This is a genomic window from Staphylococcus sp. M0911 (assembly GCF_003491325.1).
In the GTDB taxonomy this organism is placed as follows: Bacteria; Bacillota; Bacilli; order Staphylococcales; family Staphylococcaceae; genus Staphylococcus; species Staphylococcus warneri_A.
Genome location: NZ_CP022881.1, coordinates 2,073,369 through 2,098,536 on the forward strand (window position 1 = coordinate 2,073,369; position 25,168 = coordinate 2,098,536).

Genomic DNA, 25,168 nt, shown 5'->3' on the forward strand with positions numbered 1-25,168 from the left:
CATTACTATACTAAAGGAGATAATTATGGAATTTACATTAAAATCAATTCAAGAAGCACATGAAAAATATACTGGTCCCGATTTCCCAATGCTATTCAAAGCTTTTAAAGATATGGGAATGGTTAGTAATGAAGTGAATATTCAACATGGTACTTCTGTTTATACAAATACCGATGGTCAAACGATTACAGCAGAAGGTGTGAAAGTATCCCATCCTATCGCTGACACTTCACATGTTGAAGAAGTGAAAGACATTCTCACACGTCATCAAGCAGGACAGACTGATTTTCCTACATTTTGTGAAGAAATGGCTCAAGCTGGTATTTATAAATGGTTTATTGATATTAATGCTGGTACTTGTTCATATATTGATTTAAACCAACAAACTATTGTAAGTGAACAAATCCCGCAATAATCATTCGAATCATATATTTAAAGGATTCCATTGTACATCTTGTGATTACAATGAAATCCTTTTTTTATTTAATATTAAATTGAATGTCTTATTGTCCTTTTAGAGTGATTATAAGCTGTTAAGGCAAATACAGCATAAATGGCTGTGTACACTGCCATAACAATAAATATAGGGAATTGATTGGTCGCACCTAACAATGACATAAATGCCAGTGAAGCAAAATATGCATGTAATAAAGCAATGATTAATGGTAATGAAAAGTTAAATAGAACCTTTAATTTCAAACCTTTGGCCATATCTCGATGTGTGAAACCTAATTTACGCAATATAGAATAATTTTCTATTTCATCCTCTGTTTCATCGATTTGCTTAATATATATGATACAACCTGCCGCAATTAAAAACGCGATTCCTAAAAATGATGTCACGAATAGTAATATACCCGTTAAACTTGAAATTTCACTTGCTGCTTCACTTCTCGTTTCAATATTTTTATCCACATTTTTTACCGCACTTTGCAATTCTGGCCTGTCCTTTTTGTGTTTAATATCAAATCCATATTGAGACACAATATTTTTAGCTTTAGTATGATTTCTTAAATATTGGTAATCTTTGTCATTTAATACTAAAGTAGGTCCTCCTAAATCAACATCACTCATAAAATAAACTTGGTTAATTTCTTTATTTAATTTAACTTTGATCGAGTGTTGATGTGTCCCCAATTGTGTTACACCGTGCTTCTTATATTTCATGACATCACTTACTCTACCTTCAGGTACTATAATATCTGTGTAACCCTTCGACACTTCAACATTAGGTATATACTTGTCACTCGTTACAGATACTTCATATGGTTTAGCAATGCCCTTTTCAAATAATTTGTCTTTAAACAACTTACTATAAACAACTTCTTTATAATTATAAAAATGCTCAATATTTTTATTGTTTAATTCATATGCTAATTCATTGGCCTTTTCTTTATCTTTTAACGTCACATCGTGTGGCGAATTCAATAGAACTTCATTGGTTAACGTCCCACGACTAATCGCTGCAAAACACAATACTGATACAGTAATAGCAGAAATAATTGTCATAACAGTTAAAGAAAACGCATTTTTCTTTATACGATACATAATCGGTGCTGTAAACATCACATCGTTGACGCTTACTGTATCTTGTCTCACTTTCTTAATTGCTTTAAAGATTAGTGAAACAGTACTTCTAAAAAAGAAATACGCCCCAATCACTGTACATATCAAAATAACAAATGGCTGAAAAATACTATTAAAATGTTGAACAACTGTTGTCGATAAATAATAACCTGTCAGAATCATGAGTACGCCTAATACACCTAAAATTAATTCACCCATTGTAAAACGATTATGATTGATTTCTCTTTTGGTCATATTAGAGGCTAATTCTATAATAGAACGTCTTCTAATATAAAAATAGCTTTGACCTATAGTTAAAATGTACGCCACAACAATCAATAAAATTGCTTGTAAAATAGCAGACACACTGAAAATGATTGAAACAGTAATGTTAATACCGAGTAATCTTAGAACAATCATTAACAATATTTTAGAGCCAAAAATACCAATGATAATTCCTAAAATAGAAGTGGCAATAAAAATAAGTAATTGTTCAATCATAATCATTTGTAAAATATTGAATCTTGAAAGACCAATTGTTTGCAATAAGGCAAATTCACGACCTCGCCGTTTTAAAAACAACAGATTCGCGTACAAAATAAATACGATAATAATGATAAATAGAAAATAACTTCCTATTTGAGAGCCTTCTTTAATGATTGGATAATTCTGATTGCCATGTAAATGATGTGCATATTTTAAAGTAATAAAACTAAAATACAGTACTACGCTAATAACTAAAGAAAATAAATATATGGCATAATGCGAAAACTTTTGTTGAAAGTTTTTAAAAATAATTTCTTTAAAGGTCATAATTCACGCCACCAAGTACACTTTGTGTTCTAATAATTTCATTGTAAAAAGTTTGTTTATCGTCTTCACCTTGGAAAATTTCAGTAAAGATTCTTCCATCTTTTAACATAACCACTCGATTTGAATAACTAGCTGCTACGGGGTCATGGGTAACCATTATAATCGTAGTGTCAAATTTCTCATTCATTTTGCATAGTCGTTTTAATAAGTCTTGCGTGCTTTTAGAGTCTAATGCTCCTGTTGGCTCATCAGCAAATATTATTGATGGGTTAGTAATAAACGCTCTAGCGGCTGACGTTCTTTGGATTTGTCCTCCTGACAATTCAGTTGGGTACTTATCACTGATATCACTAATATTTAATGCCTCAACAATTCGTTCATAGCGCTGTTTCATTTCTTGTTTATCTATTTTCTTTACAGATAACGGTAGCATAATATTTTCTTTTACCGTTAAGGTATGTAAGACATTATAATCTTGGAAAATAAATCCAATGTCTTTTTTACGTATATTGGATAACGCTTTGTTTGATAATTTGTCTAATGGCTGCCCATTTAATTTAATCGATCCTTGCGTTGCATAATCTATGGAACTCAGTACATTCAATAATGTTGTTTTTCCCGAACCAGAAGGCCCCATAATTGAGATAAATTCACCTTTTTCAACAGATAAATTAATATCATGTAGCACTTCTTGTGGTGAATATTGATTACCATATATTTTTGTTAATTGTTTTACTTCTAATATTGCCACTTTAACACTCCTATGATTATCAACTGTTTAACGTTGATGCCACATCATTTGTAAATATAATGAAACGCATAACTATTCAATATTATTATAACGATTGAATATAACAAATGCGCTAATTCTGTGTAACAAAACGCATGTTTAAAATGACAATGTTGTCACTTCAGACATGCGTTCAATCACTTCATTTTGTTGTGGGAATATGAGGCTAAAAGTAGTTCCTTTTCCTACGCTAGACTCTACTTTAATTTCAATCCCTAATTGTGATTTAACACTATCAACCAAATATAAACCCATGCCTGATGACGTCGTTTCATTTCTATTAGCTGTAGACGTATAACCTCTTTCAAAAATCCTTGGCATATCTTTCTTACTTATACCACGTCCATAGTCCTTTATTTCTAATACGATATGTTGATTTATGCATTTACCATTCATTTCAATCATATTATCTTCACTATATTTCAATGAATTAGATAATATTTGTCTAATCATCATACGACACCATTTTAAATCTGTGTACACTTTAAAATCATCCGTAAAATTTAATTCAAATCCAATACCTTTAGCCTGACTAATATGACGCGTCAACTGAATTTCATCAATAACCATACGTTTTAAAGAGACATAGTCAAAGTACATATCTTTATTTTGAGTTTCTAACCTTGTTAAATACAATTGTTTGTCTAACATTTCATTGATCCATGACCATTCGTATAATAATGCTTGTTTACGTTTAGAATCTTGCTCTTGATCAATTAATAACTTCATCGCTGTTACAGGGGTTTTAATATCATGAACAAATTCTGTAATGCTTTGTTCATGATTTTTAATTTGTACTTGTTGCGCTAATACCTTATCTTTCTGGGAAGTTATATTTCGATATAAATAGTCTACGATTTGTTGTTGAAATGGCGTTTCAGCTAAATCTTTATGTTTAATTTCTTCTATTTCTTTATTTTTATAAAAATGTTTAGATAACCTAGATTCCTTAAAAAATGTAAAAATGATGAATAATACACTCATACCTAAATTCAGAACAACGATATACCATACGCTATCTGCTGCAATATCATAATCAATATACGCAATTCCGATCATGACTAGATTGATAAATACAATCCATAATATCCAATTTAATCGCGATTTAACGAATAACCAAAACCACTTTAAATTATTCATGCGCCATATACCCTTTACCAACTTTCGTTTCTATCGCACTATCCATACCAATTTCAGATAGTTTCTTTCTTAATCGATTGACATTGACAGTCAATGTATTATCGCTTACAAACGCTTCATCGTCCCACAATGCGGTGATCAATGTATCACGTGAGACAATTTGATTTCTTTTATTGACTAACATCTCTAAAATGATCATTTCTGTTTTAGATAAAAAGATAGCTTGATCACCTTTTTGTATACTATCCTTTGATAAATCTACTACAGCATCTTGCCAGTTCAATGTACGTTTCTCTTCAACACCAAATTCGTATACTCTACGATAAACCGCCTGGAGTTTAGCTATTAAAACATTGGTATAAAATGGTTTTTGAATATAATCATCAGCACCCAACTCCATACTCATGACTTGATCCATCGGATTATCCCTTGAGGATAAGAATAAAATAGGTACATTAGACACTTGTCTCATTTTTCTACACCAATAAAAGCCATCATACTTTGGCAATTGCACGTCTAAAATAACAATTTCTGGATTAAATGCTTCGAATGTATCCATAACATTTCCAAAATCATCTATACCTACTACATTAAAATCCCATTGTTCTAATTCTTTTTTGAGTTCTTGGAACAATGTATTGTCATCTTCTACTAATAATATTTGCATTCATATCACCTTATTATTTTGTGTACTTAATTTTTTCTCCAGATTGAACACGTCCTTGAAAATGTTTGATGCGACAATCCACTTCAAATCCACGCATCATGATGCCTTGTAGAGGTGCTTGAACAAAATAATATACAGGCCAAAACATTTTAGGAATGTAATCATATAGATGAACTAAAACGATTGCGTTATTTTTTAGCAATCGAAACTCTAATTTCCCTTGCTTTTTCGCATTGGATTTGACTAACTTACCACCAACTAAATATAAAGTGATGAGATTGTCCTCTGTTAAAACTTTCTTAAAAATAGCCAATGGTTTGTTTTTACTTTTTAAATATATATAATAATGGTCATCACTATGATACGTCTTAACAATCGTTCCTTTGGTTTTATTTAACCAATTAAAAAAGTATTCAACAACTTGGTCAAGTGTCCACTTTTTAGGCAAAACCATTTTCATAGCCGTTCTAACATCATCGTACTTAGACACCTGCAATTCTACATTGATATGAGGACGTTTGATTTCCAATTTCGTACGCTCTACTGGCACACCATAAGCGCCTAAACGTTCCATCGTTTGATTATCATTTCGACTTCCTGGAATATATACTAACTTTTTAACATGATTCACTGACGCTGCCCTACCAAAGTTGTCAGCAGCAATTAAATTAAGATCTCGTGCTGTCGCTTGCGTTAATTTCGCTGAATTTTTCGTTGGATCTAAATAAAAAATAGCAATATCAATCTCTTTCATCGCTTCAACGACATCTTGATAATTAAAAATATCACTCTGTAACCATGTCATATCAGTTGCATTAACATGTTCCGGTTTTGGATACTTTGACAATACATATAAATCAGCATCATTTTCAATTACCGAACTTAAATGTTTCCCAATATAGCCTGTGCCGCCTGCTAAAAGTACTTTTGGTTTCATATTTTAAACTCCCTTGTGTATAATGAACACTCCATCGTGTGCAATTACACGATTCAAAGCAAACTTAACTTATTTATATTATAATATAGAAGTAGCAGAAACTTAAATGAATATAGGAGTGTTTTCATGCCTCACGCTATTCGTGAAATTAGTATAAAAGACGTAGACAATTTTATAGACTTACTTACCAAAATTTATGATGAATCAGAATTCACATTTTACAATCCTGGTGAGTATGCACCCAGTACTACCGAAGTGATTAAGCGCTTAGAAGATTATATTACCTCTTCTTCTAAAGCTATTTTTGTTGTCGAAAGTAGCGATCAACTTGTAGGATACGGTTTTGTAGGTACTGAAACATATGAACGTACACGCCATGAAGCGATTGTATATCTAGGTGTTAAAAAACTGTACCAAAAAGATGGTGTCGGACAAACTTTGATTAATGCAATAGAAGCATGGTCCCTCAATCATAATATCCGTCGTATTGAAGCGACAGTGGTACCCGAAAATGATGGTGCTGTTAACTTATTTAAGAGCGCTGGATTCCAAATTGAAGGCGAATTAAAAGATAAGCTGTATATTAACAACAAATATTATAATGAATACGTGATGGCTAAAATTTTAAATTAATTGTTTATGGTAATTACATATTGAATTTTATCATATAATTAGATGAAATAAGTTGATAACGATATATCATGTATAAAAAACCACCGTAAAACGACTATAATTGTCGTTTTACGGTGGTTTGTTTTATTCACTGAATGGATCTAATTGCACATCTTGATTCATATTATTGTTTTCATTGTTATTAGATTGATTATTACGTTCAACACCTGAAGAAGATGTATTTCTACTTAAGAATAAGAGTACCCGTTTAATATTTTCTTTAGATTCTGGTTTATTTAAATGGAATTGATATTGATGGTGTAAGTGATGTGAGCCATCATAAAATAATGTCTCAGCTGGCACATCTTTTTCTTTTAATTTTTTATAAAAATCTATATTCTGACTATAAAACGGATCCGCATCTCCTACAGATAAAAATGTAGGCGGATAATCTTTGGTTACTTGATTTATTGTAGACATTTGAGATAGGTTTTTAAAATTACTCTCCCAATTTGTCGTACCTGTATAACTTCTCATAAATAATTGAATCCTAGGAAATTCTGTTGATTTAACTGTCTTCATATCATAGAATCCGCCAAAGAATATCGCCGCTTTAATTTGAGAAGGTTTAAATTCCGGTTCAAATTTCATTTCATCACGTAATGACTGATTTGTCTGCATAGCAACATATTGACTGGTTAATTGTGCGCCAGCGGAATCGCCACCTATAATCACTTGATCAAAATCAATTGGCAAATCATGTTCATTCGTTTTAATAAATTTGACCGCTTTGTTCATTTGTTCAATAGGTGTAGGATACTTGTATTGAGGTGCTAACGCATAATTGACGTTTACCACAATGTAACCTTGTTCAGCTATTTTAGATAGTAATGGATTTTTATACTGTTTATCGCCAGCAATAAAACCTCCACCATGCATCCAAAAGATGACTGGTAACTTACTATCTTTATTCATATCAGATGGCATAATAATATCCAGTTTACTATTAGGTATACCTTGACCATAAGAAATATTCTGTAAAACTTTCACGTTTTTATTATTGATTTGGACTTTTTCTTTATTTTGTTGTTGTCGATGTTCATGATCATAATGTGTTTTCAATAGTAAACCAATACTAGTACCTACTATTAAAATGACAACAATTGTTATCAACAACCATTTATGTTTTGCCTTCATGACGGATAATCCTCTCATCAATGCTCAATTATATCGTTTAATTAATTACGCTAAAAAAGCAATTCATCTTCTATTTAAAAAGATGAATTGCTTTTAAGATTAAATCAATCACATTTAATTGTAAAGTACATCAAATTACATATCATTATGCAATATGCTTTTTGTCATCACTCTTACGTTTATAATATTTGATAAGTACGGCAACAACTATAAATAAACCGACTACACCCATAATATTATATAAATAGTTAATTAAATCAGCGAATCCTACGAAACTTAAAATGTAGGCAGCAATCATCATAATAATGATGAAGACATGATACTTTTTGCTATATGGTTCAGTAAAACGTGCTGCAAATGAGTAACATAATCCTAAAATAGTATTATACATTACTGCTAACATAATAATTGTTAATACTAATCCAATCCACGGATTGATTTCATTTGCTAAATTAAGTGTAGGAATAGCAGCATCTTTAATTTGTGGGTATTCTGCTTGTAAAGCAAAGTTAATTAATGCTAATAGAATAGTATAAACAATACCACCAAATAACGCACCTGCACCTGAAACTCTTCGTTTAGATGCATCCCCACCAATGGCTACGACTGTACTAAAACCTACCGCAAATGCAAGGCCGCCATATTGAATACCTTTGAGAATACCTAAAATGACGCTTGACTTATCGACAGTATCATTAACTTTATTCAATGGTATAGATCCATTAAACAAATAGTACACCGCAATTAATACAACCATCACAATTAAAAATGGTGTCACAATACCTAAAGCTCTTACTATTTTATTGAAGTCTAATAGTAAGGTGCCATAAATAACTACAGTCATAATTAATGCACCTAACCAAATGGGTACTTTAAAACTTTCTTGGAATGCTGATCCAGCACCCGCAATCATCGTAACGGCGATACCAAATAAAAAGAATACAAGAATATAATCGAAAACCTTACTAAATTTATCGCCAAAGACATATTGCAATGTAGATTCGTGATTAGTTGCTTCAAATGCTGTCCCTATTTTTGCTACTTGTCTACCAATAAAACCTAAAATCAAACCTGATAAGAGTACACCTATGTATGACCATAAGCCATAAGGTGTAAAGAATTGCATCACTTCTTGTCCGGTTGAAAAACCTGCACCGACAACGATGCCGACATAGGCGAAACCAATTTTTATAGCTTCTTTATTGAGCCCCATGAAAAGTTTACCTCCTTCGTTTCGCATATTTTGAATTATAACGTACTATTATTTAATTTCAACCCATTTCAAAGTATGTCAAAAAAGCCTAAATCCACGATTTAGACTTATATATCAACTGTTTTCACTAATCTACAAAATATAAAATTCATACTTTTCTAACAATTCTATAATAATTTATTTATTAAAAACACATTTATTTTAATACAATATCATTTATAAATTCACAATAAAAAAGTCATTGAAACGGTATGACTCATCTCAATGACTTTTATTCATAAAATTAATATTCACATTTTAACGTGCGTTACGATGTTGATTTAGTTCATTAATATCAACAACTACATTATCCATACGTTTCGCTGTATCTTTCAATACATTACGAGCCACATTGTTGGTAGGATCTAATTTAAGAATACGTTTTGCAATATCGAAGGCCTTCTTATCAGAGATAACAGGCTCTGGAATTGCATGTAGTAATAACATTTGTAATAAGCTTTTAACTTCATTTCCGTCAGTAAGTTTTATGGATGAATCTGCATGGTAATACGCAGAATGTAAAGCACCTTCATAGTCACTGAGTGGATAAACAAGCAATAAGAATGCTAAGTCATGCATTTCTGCTGTTTCTTCCACTTTCATCATGTCTAAAATACAAGTATAAAACATCATACTTTCTACTTCATGAGCACTTGAAATATATGCTTCTTCAAATTCCATAAAATCTGTTTCGGACATCAATTGTCTTACTAAATCAAACTCGCCATTCAATACATGTTTCTTTATAAGATGTTGCATGGCAATGTCCTCCTATTAGCCAGATTTTATCGTACATTTAATATTAATCATATCACAGATATCCTTAACTTTCATTTCAAAAAATCAATTTAAGCTTAATATATCATTTATTTTAAAAAATTGTTTGATTTACTTCGTCTATAGCATCCGCCAAATTTCCACCTATTGATAATTTAACTGCAGCTGTAAAACTACCTTCTACAATAGGTGCATCGACTTTAACAATTTTATAATTCCCATCATACATATCAATAGCCATATCAATATTCATTTCCGATGAGCCTATGTCATAAAAGCACAAGGCATCATCTTCTAAACCATTGATTAGCTGTTGAACTGTCTCAAACGACGTCCCAATACCACCATTCATACCACCGTTAGCAATGACTTTTACATCTGGTGCCATTTGTTGCAACAATGCTTTTGTACCATTCGCTATTTGTTCACTATGACTAATAATTACAAGCGTTGCCATTATGCTTCATCTCCTATTATTGCACGTAATATATAAACCATACTTTGTGCACCTGGGTCCATATAACCTTTTGACGCTTCTTTAAAGTATGATGCACGTCCTTTCGTAGCTACCATATCCACAGTTGCTTCTGCAAAGCTTTGTAGACGATTCAAATCAACTTGTTCACCTTTTTTGACCGCTTCATTTGCACGTGCAACAACATCATACATGGTCTTTTCATTAAGTTCTACCTTACCACGTTTGGCAATTGCCTCTGTAAATGTTTCTAGAAGTTCTACTAAATTATTATGGTCAATGTCATCTTTAACAACTTCAGCCATTTTCACAAAGCTAAAACCATATAACGGACCTGAAGCACCGCCAATATTTGACATCAGACACATACCTGTCGATTTAAATACACTTTGCATTGAACTGTCATCTAATTTATCTTTTAAACTTTCAAAACCTCTTAACATATTAACACCATGATCGCCATCGCCAATAGCTCTATCAAGTTCAGTTAATGCATCTTCTTGCTCTTTAAATGTTGTTTCTAAATCCAATAACTGTTGTTTCATCTTTTGGATATCCATTATGATTCTCCTTATCCTGTATATTTATTCATTAAATATTAAAATATCTACTCGTTGTTGGCGCTAGTAATGCTTTTAAAAGTGTTTCTGAATAGGGTACGACTGTAATTGAAAATCCTTGCATGTCTAATGACGTCATGTAATCACCTACATACCAATGTTTGACAGTGATATCATGCGCATCAAAATATTGTTTGATATAAGACGTCGCAATTGTAAGCTCAGATAAAGGTGTACCGCCCATACCATTTACCATTACAAGTATTTCTTTACTATCAACTTCTTGTAATAATGCGTCACCTAATCGTGTCACTATCTGATCTATAGGTTCCATTTGTTGACGATGTAATCCTTTTTCACCATGAATACCGATACCAATTTCAATATCATTCTCATCAATATCAAAACCATACTTTCCTGTTGTTGGTACCATAGGTGGTGTTAATGCCATACCAATACTTTTAACTGTAGGTAATAGTTCTTCTACTTTTTCTTGAATTTCTGTTAAAGATAGACCTTTATCGGCTAAAAATCCGGCAAACTTATGAATGAAAACTGTTCCGGCAACACCACGTCTTTGTTCAACATCAGAAACGGCAATATCATCTTTCACTACTACCATAGCAGCATTAATACCTTCCATTTCTGCCATTTCTTGTGCCATTTCAAAATTCATGACATCTCCCGCATAATTTTTAACGATGAGAAGCACGCCTTCACCTGTGTCTACAGCTTTTATAGCATCTAAAATTTTATCTGGTGTTGGAGAGGTGAATACTTCACCACAAACTGCAGCATCTAACATACCCTGAGCAACATAGCCTGCATGAGCTGGTTCATGACCACTCCCACCACCTGACACTAAAGTTACACCAGTTGTTTTTTTATCTTTTTTTACAACGACATTGTCATTGATAACTTCTAATTCTGGATGAGCAATTTTTATACCTTCGAGCATATCACTTAAAAATTGTTGTTTATCTTTAATTAATTTTTTCATAGTTAGCCCTCCTTATTTATCCACTTTCATTATAATGCATCGACTTAAGAAAGCGTTAACAATTATATATAAAAATAAAGTGACATGTATCGTACATGCCACTTTATTTACATATTTTATACATTTTTGGTTTTGTACATGAGATATAGGAAGTAAGGTGCACCAATAATTGCAACGATGATACCTGCTGGTACGCCTGTAGGTTCTAATATAACCTTGCCTAATGTATCTGATAACACTAATAAAAAGGCACCAACAAGCACTGCTATTGGTAAAAACAACTGATGGCGTGGTCCTACAATACGTTTAGCAATATGTGGCCCCATCAATCCTATAAAGGAAATAGACCCTGCTACTGCAACTGCTACTGACGATAGTACTACTGCTACAAAGAATAATACCATGCGTTCTTTACCGACCTTAACACCTAAACCTTTAGCTACATGCTCATGCGTATTGATAATATTCAATTCATTAGATTTATAAAATAGATATGGCAGTATGATGATGATCCATAGTAAAAATGCCATCACAAATATCCATTCATCTCCCCAGATATTGCCTGCAAACCATGTTGCTATAAATTCTGATTGATCTTTGTCGAATTTAGACATGAGTGTTATTGAACCACCATATAAAGCTGTCTGCATACCTACACCTATTAAAACCATACTGGAAGGTGTAACGCCATGTCTTTGATTGACACTAAACATAAAAATAATTAAAGCTGTCGCTACACCGCCTATGACGCTAATAATAGGTAAAACATAAACAAAATTATCTGGTTTAATCTGACCAATTGTGATGAATAATGCGATTGCAAAACCACCACCAGCATTAATACCTAGAATGCCTGGCTCAGCAATTGGATTTTTAGTAACACTTTGTACAATTGCGCCACTCATACTTAATGCCGCCCCAGCAAGAATAGTGATGAGCATACGTGGTAATCTAAAATCGACTAGAATTAATGTGTCTGTATAATCACCTTGCCCGGTCAATATTTGGAAAAATCGACTTACAGGGATATTGTACTCACCAGAAGCGATACTCCATGTACACGCTAAGAAAACAAGTACAGTAAATATCACGAATGTAATGATTTGTTTACGTCGTAATTGGCTATCTATCATATTGAGCGTCCTCCTTTTTTAACTAAGTATAAAAAGTAAGGAACGCCAATAAATGAAATAATCGCACCCACTGGCGCATCTCCTAAATATCTAGCAAGCATATCAGCTACTAACATCAATATGCCACCTAAAATGGCAGTTAAAGGTAATACTTTAGAATAATCAGTTCCTATTATAAATCGAACAATATGTGGGACGATTAATCCAACAAATGCAATTTGCCCTACCATCGATACTGCTACGCCAGCTAGAACCATTGCTAAAATTAATATGACAACACGAATCATAGTCACATTTTGTCCTAGACCTTTGGCTAAAGATTCCCCTAAATTCAATATAGTTAATTGTCTACTCATTGTGAGAATAATTACCAATGCCACTATAATGATGGGACCTGTCCAAATAATTTGAGACCATGTTGTTCCTGAAACCCCACCAGCACTCCAAAACGTTAAAGATTGATTTAATCTAAAGATAAGCGCAACACCTTGGCTTAATGCCGTTAACATAGCACTAACGGCTGCTCCGGCTAAAATAATACGCATAGGATTGAAACCATCTTTTCTTGAACGGCCAATCATTAACACAATCGAACCACCTAACAATGCACCGAGAAACCCGGCAATCATTAGTAATGTAAACGGTGCTTCTGGATAAAAAGCATACGTTATGGCTAAGCCAAATGACGCACCTGAATTGAGACCAATTAAACTCGGATCCGCCAAACTATTTTTAGTCACACCTTGAATAACCGCACCGGCAACCGATAATGCCATGCCTACTAAAATGGCACCTAAATCTCTTGGAATTCTGATCTCACTAATCACATTATGTTGTTGATTTTTAGGATTATAATTGAAAATTGCATCCATAATGGTGGGTATATCTATTTTCGCATCTCCAAATAAAATAGATAAAAATAGTGCTATTGCTAGCACTATCATTCCACCTATCAAATAAGATACAAATCTCATATAACCACTTTGCCTTGGTTTTGACATGATATCTTTACCTTTTCTATATATTTTAAATCATCTCACAGTTTATGAAGAATATGCCTTTTGACATAAATCATATGTCACTAATAAAGGTTTACCAGTTCTAGGATCTTCACTTAATACAACATCTATATTAAATACACGTTCTAAAATATCTTGTGTCAACACTTCATTTGTTTCACCATTTGCTACAATGTCACCGTCTTTCATAGCAATAAGATGATCTGAGAATCGAATGGCTTGATTGATATCATGTAATACCATAATAATCGTACAACCTTGTTCTTGATTTAATTTTTGAACTAATTCTAAAATTTCTAATTGATGACATATATCTAAATATGTTATTGGTTCATCTAAAAAGATAATATCTGTACGTTGAGCCAATGCCATAGCAATCCAGACACGTTGTCTTTGACCACCACTTAAATCGTTGATTGAACGGTGTCTAAATTCAGATGTACCTGTCACTTCTAGCGCCCAATTGATTTCTTTTTTATCTTCATCAGATAAACGCCCAAATCCTTTTTGATGAGGAAATCGGCCATAAGATACTAATTCACCAACAGTTAAACCATCAGCCACTTCAGGAGATTGTGGTAAAATCGCAATTTTCTTAGCAATTTCTTTCGTAGATTGCGTGTGGATACTCTCTCCGTCTAAATTAATCGTGCCATCTTTTACAGATAATAAACGAGACAATGCTTTAAGTAAGGTAGACTTGCCACAACCATTAGGTCCAATGATTGAAGTTACTTTACCATCTGGAATTTCCACATCTAAATGATTAATAATCGTCGTATCTCCATAACCTATTGTTACTTGTTCACCGTTTAAACGACTCATAATTCCCCTACTTTCTAAATTACTATATCTATATCGAAAACATAACTGTAATTAAATATATTAATTATTAAATTCATGATTGTAATTGATAATCATTATCACAGGAGCCATTATAACATTTTTCACTTATATTGACTAATAAATTTCATTAATTTCCTCTTTTTTATCGCATTAAAAAGCCGTTCTAAGCTAACAAATTTGCTACTTAAAACAGCTTTGGAATAATATCTTTTATTCATCTATAAGGAAACCATTTCCGTATACATCTCTCACATCATGAATGACTAGAAATGCTTGATTATCAATACTTCTAATTATCTTTTTAGCACGTGACACTTGTGTTTTTGTAATCACGACATAAAGGACGTCTTTTTCTTCTCTAGTATAATAGCCGTGACCATTCAATATAGTTAATCCACGACCTACTTGTTCATCTATGGCTTTAGCCACTTCATCTGGTTTACTTGAAATAATTGTCATCGCTTTCTTCGTATTTAAACCTTCGATTACAAATTCCATCACTTTCGTACCAATATACAATGAAATGACGGTAACTAATGCACGATCGAGTGAAATCACAGTTAAAGATATGACTACAACAATTAAATCGAAGAAGAGTAATGCATAAGGCGTACTCACGTCTAAATACTTATGTGCAATTCTAGCTAATATAGTAGTTCCAGCAGTAGTCCCACCTGCTAAGACAATAACACCAATACCTAATCCGACACTTGTTCCGCCAAACACTGCATTGACAATTACATTGCCTGTTTCAACATGCCAAGATTCTGTTAAACTTAAAAATACTGAAATAAGTACAGTTGCTACAATGGTTAAATACATACTACGTTTGCTTAAAAATTTATATCCTACTGCAATTAAAACAGCATTGACTACAAAGTTAGTAATAGCTGGCGATAAGTGAAAAGCGTAGTACAATACTATGGCTAAACCTGTGACCCCACCTTCACCTAAATTACCTGAAATAATGAATGCATTAACACCAGCTGAAAAAATAAACGATCCAACAATGACTAATATTAAATCTCTTATTAATCTATTCAAGCAACCACATCCCTTTATTTATTTTTTATATGATTAACAAAATGGTAGCACACGCATGTAGCCCCTACAACACTGCTTGTGTAAATAATTCATATTTTTGAAATAATTTCATTTCCACTCATACAACTTATCAATGAATCATCTCTAACGAAATAATACGGTTTAACATAAAAAAGGATAAAATATTTTTAAATTTTCAGAATTTTTAATTTACTTATAGCTTTCGCTTTGCTATAATAATGTTAACTTCTTAACAAAAGAAGTTATCTCCTTTGTGTTGTTTATAGTAACAAAACAAATTTTGCTCGAAGTACTGTAACTGTACCTAGTCCTTACCGTTACAAGTACATTAATATTCATTTCCCATAAAAGCCAAGTATAACAAGTGTCTCCTCACTTACTATACTTGGTTTTTATTATGTGTCATTTTTTTCATTAAAAAACACCTCCCATCGCTAGAAAAAGTTCTAGCAATAGAAGGTATAACCTTAATTTTTAATTTACCATGCGAATAATCCTACAAATGCAGCTGTTAATAATGAAACTAAAATCCCTGCTAACAGCATCATTGGCACGTATTTAGAAACAAAGTCTGCTGTTTTCTTATCTACGATACCTTTTAATGTACCGATAATCATACCAATAGTTGAGAAGTTAGCAAATGACACTAAGAATGTTGAAATCACTGCTTTATGGTGAGGTGAAAGTGTATTAATAGACTTAGATACTTCACCCATTACGACAAATTCGTTAGTAACGATTTTTTTCGCCATTTGTTGTGCAACTAACCAAGCTTCATCCCAAGGAAGACCAAGTAATAATGCAAATGGATACATAAATACGCCTAAAATTTGGTCTAATCCAAAGCTACCTTTAAGACCCATCAAGTGACCAATGCCACCTGTAATCAAGTTAATCAAACGATCCGCTAAATCTGCTAACGCTACGAAACTAATCACAAATGCTATGATAATGAGTACTAATTTACCTGCAGCTAATACAGAATCACCTAAGAATGAGAAGAATGGCTGACGCTCTATATCTTGATCCTTAATACTATAAATAATATCTTCTTTATCTTCTACTCTTACTGGATTCAAAATTGACGCGACAATAATAGCATTCACGATATTTAAAGGAATAGCAGTCAACACTAATTCCCCTGGAATCATTTGAACATAAGCACCTACAATAGCACCTGACACAGAACTCATAGACATCATTGCTACAGTTAACACTCGCATTTCATTCATGCGCTTCAATTGTTCGTTAGAAACAGCGAGTGCTTCTGTGTTACCTAAGAACATCATTTCAATGCCAAAGAACGACTCGAATTTAGGTTGGCGCGTAATTTTTGCTAAAACCCAACCAATTGCACCAATTAATTTCGGTAGAATATTAAAGTACATTAAAATATCAAATAACGGTACTACTAATAGAATTGGAAATAGTGCGCTCACAGCCATATCCATCTGCTTATTCGAAACAAAACTATTAAACGCAAATCCTGTACCTGCATTTGCTGATTCAATTACCCAGGAAATACCATTTGCAGCTGCTTTAATTCCTGATTTTCCCCATGGGAAGTAAATGAAGAACCATGCTAAAAATAAGTTTAAAACGACTAAAATAATAATTGATTTCCATTGTATATCTTTGCGTGCTCTCGAGAATAACACTGCAATACCTAGGAAAACAATTAACCCAATGATATTAATCAATAAAAACATTTGGCACCCACCTATTTATTTAATTTTCCAACAACGTGTTGTACAAAAGGAACATATGTATAGATATATGACTCTATATCATGGATAAAATCCACCCCCAAAACCAGAGCCCATCTAATTGGCTTAATTATACCATTTGTAAAAATGACTTAAAATAACGTTTTTCATTAAATCTTTAATTTATACAAAAAAAGCACACACACTCTTTAAAGCGTATGTGCTTATCATTAAATTTTAGTCTGCAAGCTTTTGAGACGTTACAAAGTGTTTATATTTCTCATGTGTTGTCATTAACTCACTATGTGTGCCTTTACCAGTCACTTGTCCTTTATCTATAAAGATAATTTGACCTGCTTTTTTAATTGTAGAAAGTCTATGTGCGATGACAATTGTAGTTCGACCTTCCATCAATGTTTCTAAAGCTTCTTGAATTTTCAATTCACTTTCACTGTCTAAGTTAGCAGTAGCTTCATCTAATAACAAAATATCTGGATTTTTAACAAAGCTACGTGCAATATCAATTCTTTGTCTTTGACCACCGGATAGCTTAAGACCACGTTCACCCACTAATGTATCGTAACCCTCATCAAATTGCATAATAAAATCATGACAATTAGCCAATTTAGCATATTTAATAAGTTCTTCATCTGATACAGAACGATTGACACCGTACAAGATATTATCTCTAATCGTACCACTCATCATAGAGTTTGATTGCATAACATAACCGATTTTAGTACGCCACTTAGATAATGGAATATCAAAAATACTTGTACCATTATACGTAATGTCGCCACTTTCAATATCATACATACGTTCAATTAAGTTAAATATCGTACTTTTACCAGAACCAGAAGGACCGACAAATGCACTAACCTGACCTTGAGGAATGTTAAATGACACATCATTTAATATAGACTTAACGTCATATTTGAAGTTCACATGATCAAATACAAGTTCACCATCTTGTACCTCAACATCTTTTGAATCTTCAAGTGATTCTGTAGGTTCTATAGGTTCTTGCATGATTTCATAAATACGATGACTTGCCCCAACAGCTTTTTTATAATCTGTTATCAATGTTGACAAATTAATCAACGGCATAGACATTTGAATCACATAGAAAATCATTGCGATTAATGTACCTGCAGTGATAGCACCTGTTGCAATTTCTAAAGCGCCGAAACCTAGGATGATAGCTATAGTTAATAACATTACTACACCCGAAATAGGTTGTACTACTGCTGAAATTTTAGCTTGTTTTAAACCTAAGCGATAAATTTCTTTTAAATTAGTGTGCGCATTATCAAGTTCTAATCTTTCTGTATTGGATACTTTAACCAATCTCATTTCTGTCAGTACACGTCCAAGTAAACCACTAAAATTAGCAATTTCAGTTTGTGTACTTGTTGAAATCTTCTGCATCACACGACCTAATGGAATCATGATAAGTACAAAAATAGGAATAGTAATAAACGTTAACAACGTCATTTTCCAATCCATGATAAATAGCATAACGAGTGAACCAACTAACGTTAATGCTGAAGGTAATAAATTAGGTAATTTTTGAGAAATAAATTCGTTAATTACCTTTGTATCGTCTGTTAAACGACTCATCAATTGACCACTTTCGTTTTTATCAAAGAACGGCATTTTTAATTGAATGATATGTTCCCACAATAATGAACGGATATCATAAATCATTTTTTCACCAATTTTACTTAGTAAATATAATCCAATACCACTTAAAATAGCATTAAGTAAGAATATACCTCCAAATATGGCTACAAGATTCCAGTTCATAGTACTTACTGAGAATTTATCTACTAATCTCCCAGTAAATAGAGGTACTAATAATCCACTCAAGCTTCCTAAAGAAGTAATAATAACCGCAGCAATGATTAACCCAATTGGCCAAGAGAGCCTTTTAAATAAAAAGAATAAAGGGTTAGTTTGTTTCATAATAATACCTCTTCTATTAATATTCATATTTTAAATTTTGCTCAATCTTACTATAAAAGTCCGTGCATCCCAAATATTTAAGTCTTTCCCAACTATAATAAAATATCAAAAATTCAACATCTTACATATATGTATCAAATAATGTATATGATAAAATATATTAGTTGAAAATAATAGTTAAAGGAAAGAAATAATGAAAAGAATCTTTAAACTCATCATAACGATGTTCTTCGTATTAAATATTATAACACCTTTTGCTAATGCAGAGAATGGTGATGTTACACCAGTTCAAGTTGCAATCGATAATGGTTATAGTAAAGTAACTGAAGCATATCAACCTGAAAGTGCTATTAACGTGAGTCAAGACGGCCAAATACTCTATGAATACAATAAAGATAAGGTTTGGTATCCGGCATCAATGACTAAACTTATGACAATGTATCTTACATTAGAAGCCGTTAAAGATAAAAAGCTATCATTAAATGATGAAGTCAAAATAACTGATCGCGAATATCAAATGTCTACGCTTCCCGAATTAAGTAATACTAAGCTTTACCCGGGCCAGAAGTGGACCATTTCAGATTTGCTTCAAATTACCGTATCTAATTCTAGCAATGCCGCTGCATTGATACTTGGCGAGCAAGTATCGGGTAACGTCAATGACTTCACAGATTTAATGAATAAAAAAGCCAAAGAACTCGGTATGAAAGATACACATTATGTGAATCCAACAGGTGCTGAAAATGCTCGTCTCAAAAGCTTTGCCCCTTCTAAATATAAAAAAACTGAAAACACAACAACTACAGCACGTGACTATGCCATTTTAGACCAACATGTGATTAATGAAACGCCTAAAATATTACATTTTACCAAACAACTCGCACCAACGACGCATGGTGTCACGTATTATACATTCAACCATTCGTTGGATGGTGCCGACATGAGCTTACCAGGAACAGATGGATTAAAAACTGGTTCTAGTGACACTGCAGATTATAATCATACGATTACTACAAAGCGAAACGGTTTTAGAATCAACCAAGTCATATTAGGCGCTGGGGATTATAAACATATCGGTGGAGAAAAACAACGTAACATGATGGGCAATGCGCTAATGGAACGTTCATTTAGTCAATATAAATACGAAAAAATCCTTTCAAAAGGTAAACATCAAATAAATGGTAAAACCTATTATGTTGAACAAGATTTATACGACGTACTACCTAAAGATTTCACTAAAAAGGACTATCAATTAGTCATTGATGACGGCAAAGTACATGTAGATTACAATCGTCAATTCATCACTAAACAAGATGGTCCACCTTCGGTTACTGTACATAAACCCATATTCCATCATGCGACAACCGTTGCTAAAAGCATGTGGCAAACTCATCCTACGATAGCTATTATCTTTGCTATAGGTTTAGTCATCGTATTATCTATTATGATCCATCTATTTATTCAAGCTTTTCGTCGAAAATAGATATTATATTACCATAACAATAAAAGGACAAAGCGTAGACATCTCGTCTTGGCTTTGTCCTTTATTATAAACACGCTATTATTTAGCGTCTTTTCCGTATAATTCTTGTTTGATTTTCGTTGTTGAAATACCTTCAGTTCGGTTAAGATAAATCACTTCACATTTATCTTTTAAGAAATCAAATTCGCCTTCCCAGTCATGTCCCATAACGAAAACATCGACATCGAAACGTTCAACATCAATTTCTTTTTGACCCCAACCATCTTCAGGGATTACTAAGTCTACATAACGAATCGATTCTAACATCATTTTACGTTGATTATAGTCATAATATGATTTTTTATTTTTCACTTGGTTGAATTCATCAGTAGATAACGCAACGATGAGATAGTCTCCCATTTCACGTGCTCTTCTTAATAATTCAATATGTCCATAATGTAATAAATCATATGTACCATAAGTAATTACTCGTTTCATGATACGTGATTCTCCTTAACTAAATATTTAATAAAAATTTATATTCTTAATGTAGCATAAATTGTATAGGCTTACCATTAATTCACCAAAACATCATGTTATTCTTTCAAATTTATATGATGAAGCGTCATCATTTCTTTAATACTTTTTTTAATTTTTGCTTTCCAGAAAATGCAGATTTTTTAGGAAAAGTCTGTGCTAAAAATCGAATATAGCCTGGTCTTCCAATACCAACGTTTGCCAATACACGTCTCCATGATTGATAGAGGTCTTTAGTCCATTGCGTTCCACCTTGCTCAACCGCTTCTACAATTCTAAACATTGCCTCACCAGAATAATGTGTTTCTTGCATCAAATTAATATACTGCGTCACACTTTCTATAAATGAAGGTGTAATCGCACTATTTTTTAATAAATGTGCTTGAATTAAATAACTTACAATAAGGTTATCCATACGATAGCTATAGTAGGTTTTTTCATTCATTAATAGCAATAATTCCATCACGCGTTGTCGCACTTTCATAGCATCTTCCATATATGGTAAGAACGTATCTGCACGTCTATCTGTCACAGATCCTTCTCGCTCATTATAGCCATATGCGATGATTGACATAAGATTAATATCTCGCGCTTTAGAAAAAGCACGTACCATGAATGTATGCTCTTCACAAAATACAACATCTTCATCAAATCTTAAAGAAGCAAATTTGGCACTAAACAATTTACCACCAGGACCTATAGATTGAAGTATTTCTGGGTTTCTTTCGAGCGTTACAACTTCATCTCTCTTAATTTCTTCGTGCGTTGGAAATACTTTCCATTCCCCATGAACATCGCGACCTATTTGACCTATTACTATGTCAGTTTCCTCGTGATTCTCATATGTTTGTATCATCGCATCTATGCGACTTGGTAAATATTGGTCGTCCGCATCTAAAAACATAAATGCATTCGTATCGTCATCCATAGCTGCTAATCCTACATTACGACTTCTAGCAGCACCTTGATTCTCTTGATGAATGACTTTAATATTAGGAAATTCTTTTTGTAATTCGGTTAATTCATGCTTAGTATGATCTGTCGAACCATCATTCACACAAATAATTTCAAATTCAGCTTTAGTATCAATCGACGTTACCGCTCTTCGTACTGTATCTTGCCCATTATATACAGGCATTATAATCGCTAATTTCATGATTTCACCAACTTATCTATATAGTTTGTTACTTGATTCAGTGTTTCTTGCGTAGTGTATTGATGCCAATGGTTAAATAAAGACTTAAATTGCTTATCGTCTTGTTTAATTTTTTCAATAAGTGCGTCTTCCGTCGTCACTTTATACGTATTAGGAATATCATAATAATATTGATTAAGTCCTCTTACCTTTTCATATTCCTTTTCGTCATACACATAAAAGAGTGTTGGTTTATTAAGTAAACTTGCTTCTATTGGTATCGAACTATAATCACTAATAATTAAATCAGCCATGATAACTAATGATGTCGAATCTAAGTCATATTCTTCATCATTTTTGATAGACGGATGTAAGTGACTTAGCAATGTGTATTCAGGCAAAGCCTTTTCAAAGCGTGCCGTATTAATTTGTCTGTTAGCTTGATGATTTTCCCTATAGGTCGGCATATAGACCGCTAATTTATCTTGGATACCATATTGATTTTTTAATCGCTGTTGTTCTTCTTTGATATCAATATTTAAATATTCAACTAATCTAGGAAGTCCAGAACATAACATTTGTGAAGGTTGCGCATCAAATGATTCATTAAAACAATGCCCCATTTCATCTCCACCTACTAAATATAGATCTGTAGCCGAATATACTCGTTGATATTGATTCACCATTGCTTGATTATTCAAATCCACTTGATGGTCTGTTAACCCAAAGTCTTTTAATGCCCCAGCAGCATGCCATGTTTGAATAACAGTTTGTTGCGCTTTTTTATGGTATGCACCCATAATTAAATAATAAGTATCTATTAGAATTACTTTTGCTGTGCTTAGCGCTTTAATATGTTGAATAACATTTTTATTTCCTGCTTTAATATATGTCACATTTGATAAATGTTGAATATGATGCGCATGCTTGTCTGTCGTGATAACAGTTAATTTGTATCCTTTAGTACTTAATTGTTCAATAATCGGAAGTACATCTTTAGGAAAAGTCATCATAACAACAATATTTTTATTTTTAACTTTTAATCCTCTAAAAAGGACATTCAATATTGCAATGACGATCATATATATTTTTTTGATTAAAACTCTCATTTCATTCACCGGCTTTATTTCGATTTATCTTTATTCATAAATTATAAACGATTCCAAGATTGATAGAAAATAATTCTCTCATAACCCATTGTCCTTAAAATAAAAAGTAGACCAACAATACATCGTCGGTCTACTGTTATACGTCTTTTGACACACTATATTCTTATAAGAAATCAGCAAAGTGATCTCTATATTTTTTATGAAGTATAGAACCTAAAACAAAGAATATGAGAACAATCATGACATTATATAATGCTAATTTCCAGTGATCAATGAAGTACCACTGATGGAATAATATTGCCGCACGGTATGATTCAGCAATAAAGTATACTGGATTGAATAACATAATATGGTGCACAATGCCACTTACACCGTGGTTTTTAGGAATCCATAAAATGGGCGACATATAGAATAATATTCTCATTAATGCCTGCATCGCCATCTGAGTATCTCTCACTAATATACCTAACGTTGATGTAAATAAAGCAACAGACGCCGTTAATAAAAAGGCAAACGGCACATAAATCAATAATTGAATGATATGAATAGATGGGTAAATCCCTCTAAACATACATGCTACGATAATGATGGCAAGTAAACCAATATGTCCATAAAATCTGCTTGTTACAATGTATGTTGGAATAATGGACAATGGGAAATTCATCTTTGCGACTTGATTAAATTTTTGGGATATAGATTTTGTACCCTCGAGTACACCTTGGTTAATAAAGAACCACATGCTAATACCAACGAGTAACCAAAATACAAATGGAATGCCATGTACCGGATTGTTACTTCTGATTCCCAGACCAAACACTAACCAATAAACCATAATTTGTAGCGCTGGGTTCAATAGTTCCCAAGCCATCCCTAAATAGTTACTATGGTTTGAAATTTTAATTTGGAATTGTGCCAGTCGCTGGATTAAATAAAAGTTTTTGATGTGTTCTTTAAATACAGTAACTACTGCTGACATTGAATTAAACCACACTTTCAAACATTTAATGTATATACAATTGATGTTGAGATGGAATCTATCATTTTGAAAACTATTTGTCTTTCAATCCACACTATTCATGTTATGAGTAGAAATTAAGTTAAACAAATACTTTTGAAATGATGATATTCATATCTCAAACTCATTGTTTTTTAATATGTAAATTTGTTTTAATTGAATAAAATATACCAAACTATATAACTTAGTAAAAGATATTAGTTTATTAAATTCTCATCTTATTATACAATCATTTAAGTTATTAAACATAATAAAGCACCTTAAAATGACAATAATATCATTGATTGTCTATAATTAGACAAAGTCTATCGTGTTAGATTAACTTTCACTCAATTTTAAACAAAATCTTCTACTCACTTTACACTAGGTTAATAAATTTAACAACTGATG

24 protein-coding genes are annotated in these 25,168 nt (G+C 32.5%); 3 read left to right on the forward strand and 21 right to left on the reverse strand.

The features are described 5' to 3' along the window. Positions 1 to 25: 25 nt before the first annotated feature. The gene (locus tag ssp1_RS10110; RefSeq protein ID WP_002451010.1) at positions 26 to 415 is read left to right on the forward strand and encodes a DUF1398 domain-containing protein; all 390 of its coding nucleotides are present in this window, start codon (positions 26 to 28) and stop codon (positions 413 to 415) included. A 74-nt stretch (positions 416 to 489) separates the two neighbouring features. Here ssp1_RS10110 and ssp1_RS10115 read toward each other — a convergent pair whose 3' ends face one another. From ssp1_RS10115 to ssp1_RS10135, 5 genes are all read right to left on the reverse strand, one after another. Then, the gene (locus ssp1_RS10115; RefSeq protein ID WP_075778867.1) at positions 490 to 2,379 is read right to left on the reverse strand and encodes an FtsX-like permease family protein; all 1,890 of its coding nucleotides are present in this window, start codon (positions 2,377 to 2,379) and stop codon (positions 490 to 492) included. Then, positions 2,369 to 3,130, reverse strand: a complete 762-nt coding sequence (locus tag ssp1_RS10120; protein WP_002451012.1) for an ABC transporter ATP-binding protein — start codon at positions 3,128 to 3,130, stop codon at positions 2,369 to 2,371. Before ssp1_RS10120 ends, ssp1_RS10115 begins: the two co-directional genes overlap by 11 nt. Before the next feature lie 138 nt (positions 3,131 to 3,268). After that, entirely contained in the window at positions 3,269 to 4,309 is a 1,041-nt protein-coding gene (locus tag ssp1_RS10125) for a sensor histidine kinase (RefSeq protein WP_118828210.1), read from the reverse strand. Next, positions 4,302 to 4,976, reverse strand: a complete 675-nt coding sequence (gene graR, locus ssp1_RS10130; protein ID WP_002451014.1) for a response regulator transcription factor GraR/ApsR — start codon at positions 4,974 to 4,976, stop codon at positions 4,302 to 4,304. The genes ssp1_RS10125 and graR overlap by 8 nt, the downstream gene beginning before the upstream one ends. Before the next feature lie 13 nt (positions 4,977 to 4,989). Next, the gene (locus ssp1_RS10135) at positions 4,990 to 5,913 is read right to left on the reverse strand and encodes an NAD-dependent epimerase/dehydratase family protein (protein ID WP_107536137.1); all 924 of its coding nucleotides are present in this window, start codon (positions 5,911 to 5,913) and stop codon (positions 4,990 to 4,992) included. Between the two features lie 126 nt (positions 5,914 to 6,039). Here ssp1_RS10135 and ssp1_RS10140 point away from each other — a divergent pair, with 126 nt between their 5' ends. Beyond that, on the forward strand, positions 6,040 to 6,546 hold the full coding sequence (locus ssp1_RS10140; RefSeq protein ID WP_075778865.1) for a GNAT family N-acetyltransferase: 507 nt from the start codon (positions 6,040 to 6,042) through the stop codon (positions 6,544 to 6,546). Positions 6,547 to 6,669: 123 nt separating this feature from the next. On the opposite strand, the gene ssp1_RS10145 is transcribed toward ssp1_RS10140, so the two are convergent. From ssp1_RS10145 to ssp1_RS10200, 12 genes are all read right to left on the reverse strand, one after another. Continuing rightward, on the reverse strand, positions 6,670 to 7,722 hold the full coding sequence (locus ssp1_RS10145; protein WP_002451017.1) for an alpha/beta hydrolase: 1,053 nt from the start codon (positions 7,720 to 7,722) through the stop codon (positions 6,670 to 6,672). Positions 7,723 to 7,867: 145 nt separating this feature from the next. Next, on the reverse strand, positions 7,868 to 8,935 hold the full coding sequence (locus tag ssp1_RS10150; RefSeq protein ID WP_075778864.1) for a YkvI family membrane protein: 1,068 nt from the start codon (positions 8,933 to 8,935) through the stop codon (positions 7,868 to 7,870). Positions 8,936 to 9,232: 297 nt separating this feature from the next. Beyond that, positions 9,233 to 9,733, reverse strand: coding sequence for a hypothetical protein (locus ssp1_RS10155; RefSeq protein WP_002451019.1), 501 nt, complete (start codon positions 9,731 to 9,733; stop codon positions 9,233 to 9,235). Positions 9,734 to 9,845: 112 nt separating this feature from the next. Then, positions 9,846 to 10,208, reverse strand: coding sequence for a dihydroxyacetone kinase phosphoryl donor subunit DhaM (gene dhaM / locus ssp1_RS10160; protein ID WP_075778863.1), 363 nt, complete (start codon positions 10,206 to 10,208; stop codon positions 9,846 to 9,848). Next, positions 10,208 to 10,786: a dihydroxyacetone kinase subunit DhaL gene (dhaL, locus tag ssp1_RS10165; RefSeq protein WP_075778862.1), complete on the reverse strand. Its 579-nt coding sequence runs from the start codon at positions 10,784 to 10,786 to the stop codon at positions 10,208 to 10,210. Before dhaL ends, dhaM begins: the two co-directional genes overlap by 1 nt. 31 nt (positions 10,787 to 10,817) lie before the next feature. Next, on the reverse strand, positions 10,818 to 11,786 hold the full coding sequence (dhaK, locus tag ssp1_RS10170) for a dihydroxyacetone kinase subunit DhaK (RefSeq protein WP_107536136.1): 969 nt from the start codon (positions 11,784 to 11,786) through the stop codon (positions 10,818 to 10,820). Between the two features lie 116 nt (positions 11,787 to 11,902). Then, positions 11,903 to 12,919: a FecCD family ABC transporter permease gene (locus ssp1_RS10175; protein WP_118828211.1), complete on the reverse strand. Its 1,017-nt coding sequence runs from the start codon at positions 12,917 to 12,919 to the stop codon at positions 11,903 to 11,905. Further along, on the reverse strand, positions 12,916 to 13,920 hold the full coding sequence (locus tag ssp1_RS10180) for a FecCD family ABC transporter permease (RefSeq protein WP_107536135.1): 1,005 nt from the start codon (positions 13,918 to 13,920) through the stop codon (positions 12,916 to 12,918). The genes ssp1_RS10175 and ssp1_RS10180 overlap by 4 nt, the downstream gene beginning before the upstream one ends. Before the next feature lie 42 nt (positions 13,921 to 13,962). Then, positions 13,963 to 14,763, reverse strand: a complete 801-nt coding sequence (locus ssp1_RS10185; RefSeq protein ID WP_075778859.1) for an ABC transporter ATP-binding protein — start codon at positions 14,761 to 14,763, stop codon at positions 13,963 to 13,965. 231 nt (positions 14,764 to 14,994) lie between these two features. Then, positions 14,995 to 15,828: a YitT family protein gene (locus tag ssp1_RS10190; protein WP_002451026.1), complete on the reverse strand. Its 834-nt coding sequence runs from the start codon at positions 15,826 to 15,828 to the stop codon at positions 14,995 to 14,997. Positions 15,829 to 16,328: 500 nt separating this feature from the next. Beyond that, a complete protein-coding gene (locus tag ssp1_RS10195; protein ID WP_049423095.1) occupies positions 16,329 to 17,558 on the reverse strand; it encodes a NupC/NupG family nucleoside CNT transporter in 1,230 nt (409 codons plus the stop codon). A 234-nt stretch (positions 17,559 to 17,792) separates the two neighbouring features. After that, positions 17,793 to 19,520, reverse strand: coding sequence for an ABC transporter ATP-binding protein (locus ssp1_RS10200; RefSeq protein ID WP_002451028.1), 1,728 nt, complete (start codon positions 19,518 to 19,520; stop codon positions 17,793 to 17,795). A gap of 193 nt (positions 19,521 to 19,713) precedes the next feature. Here ssp1_RS10200 and pbp4 point away from each other — a divergent pair, with 193 nt between their 5' ends. Then, positions 19,714 to 21,003 (forward strand): penicillin-binding protein PBP4, encoded by a 1,290-nt coding sequence (pbp4, locus tag ssp1_RS10205; RefSeq protein ID WP_002451029.1) that lies wholly within the window; start codon positions 19,714 to 19,716, stop codon positions 21,001 to 21,003. A gap of 78 nt (positions 21,004 to 21,081) precedes the next feature. Here the strand turns inward: pbp4 and tagD are convergent, their stop codons facing one another. From tagD to tagG, 4 genes are all read right to left on the reverse strand, one after another. Continuing rightward, positions 21,082 to 21,480 (reverse strand): glycerol-3-phosphate cytidylyltransferase, encoded by a 399-nt coding sequence (gene tagD / locus ssp1_RS10210; protein ID WP_002451030.1) that lies wholly within the window; start codon positions 21,478 to 21,480, stop codon positions 21,082 to 21,084. Positions 21,481 to 21,610: 130 nt separating this feature from the next. Next, positions 21,611 to 22,675 carry a glycosyltransferase family 2 protein gene (locus ssp1_RS10215; protein ID WP_118828212.1) on the reverse strand — a complete coding sequence of 355 codons (1,065 nt, stop codon included), beginning with the start codon at positions 22,673 to 22,675 and terminating at the stop codon, positions 21,611 to 21,613. Beyond that, positions 22,672 to 23,763 carry a teichoic acid glycerol-phosphate primase TarB gene (tarB, locus tag ssp1_RS10220; protein ID WP_075778857.1) on the reverse strand — a complete coding sequence of 364 codons (1,092 nt, stop codon included), beginning with the start codon at positions 23,761 to 23,763 and terminating at the stop codon, positions 22,672 to 22,674. The genes ssp1_RS10215 and tarB overlap by 4 nt, the downstream gene beginning before the upstream one ends. Positions 23,764 to 23,926: 163 nt before the next feature. Then, positions 23,927 to 24,739, reverse strand: coding sequence for a teichoic acids export ABC transporter permease subunit TagG (tagG, locus tag ssp1_RS10225; protein ID WP_002451033.1), 813 nt, complete (start codon positions 24,737 to 24,739; stop codon positions 23,927 to 23,929). Between the last annotated feature and the right edge of the window lie 429 nt (positions 24,740 to 25,168).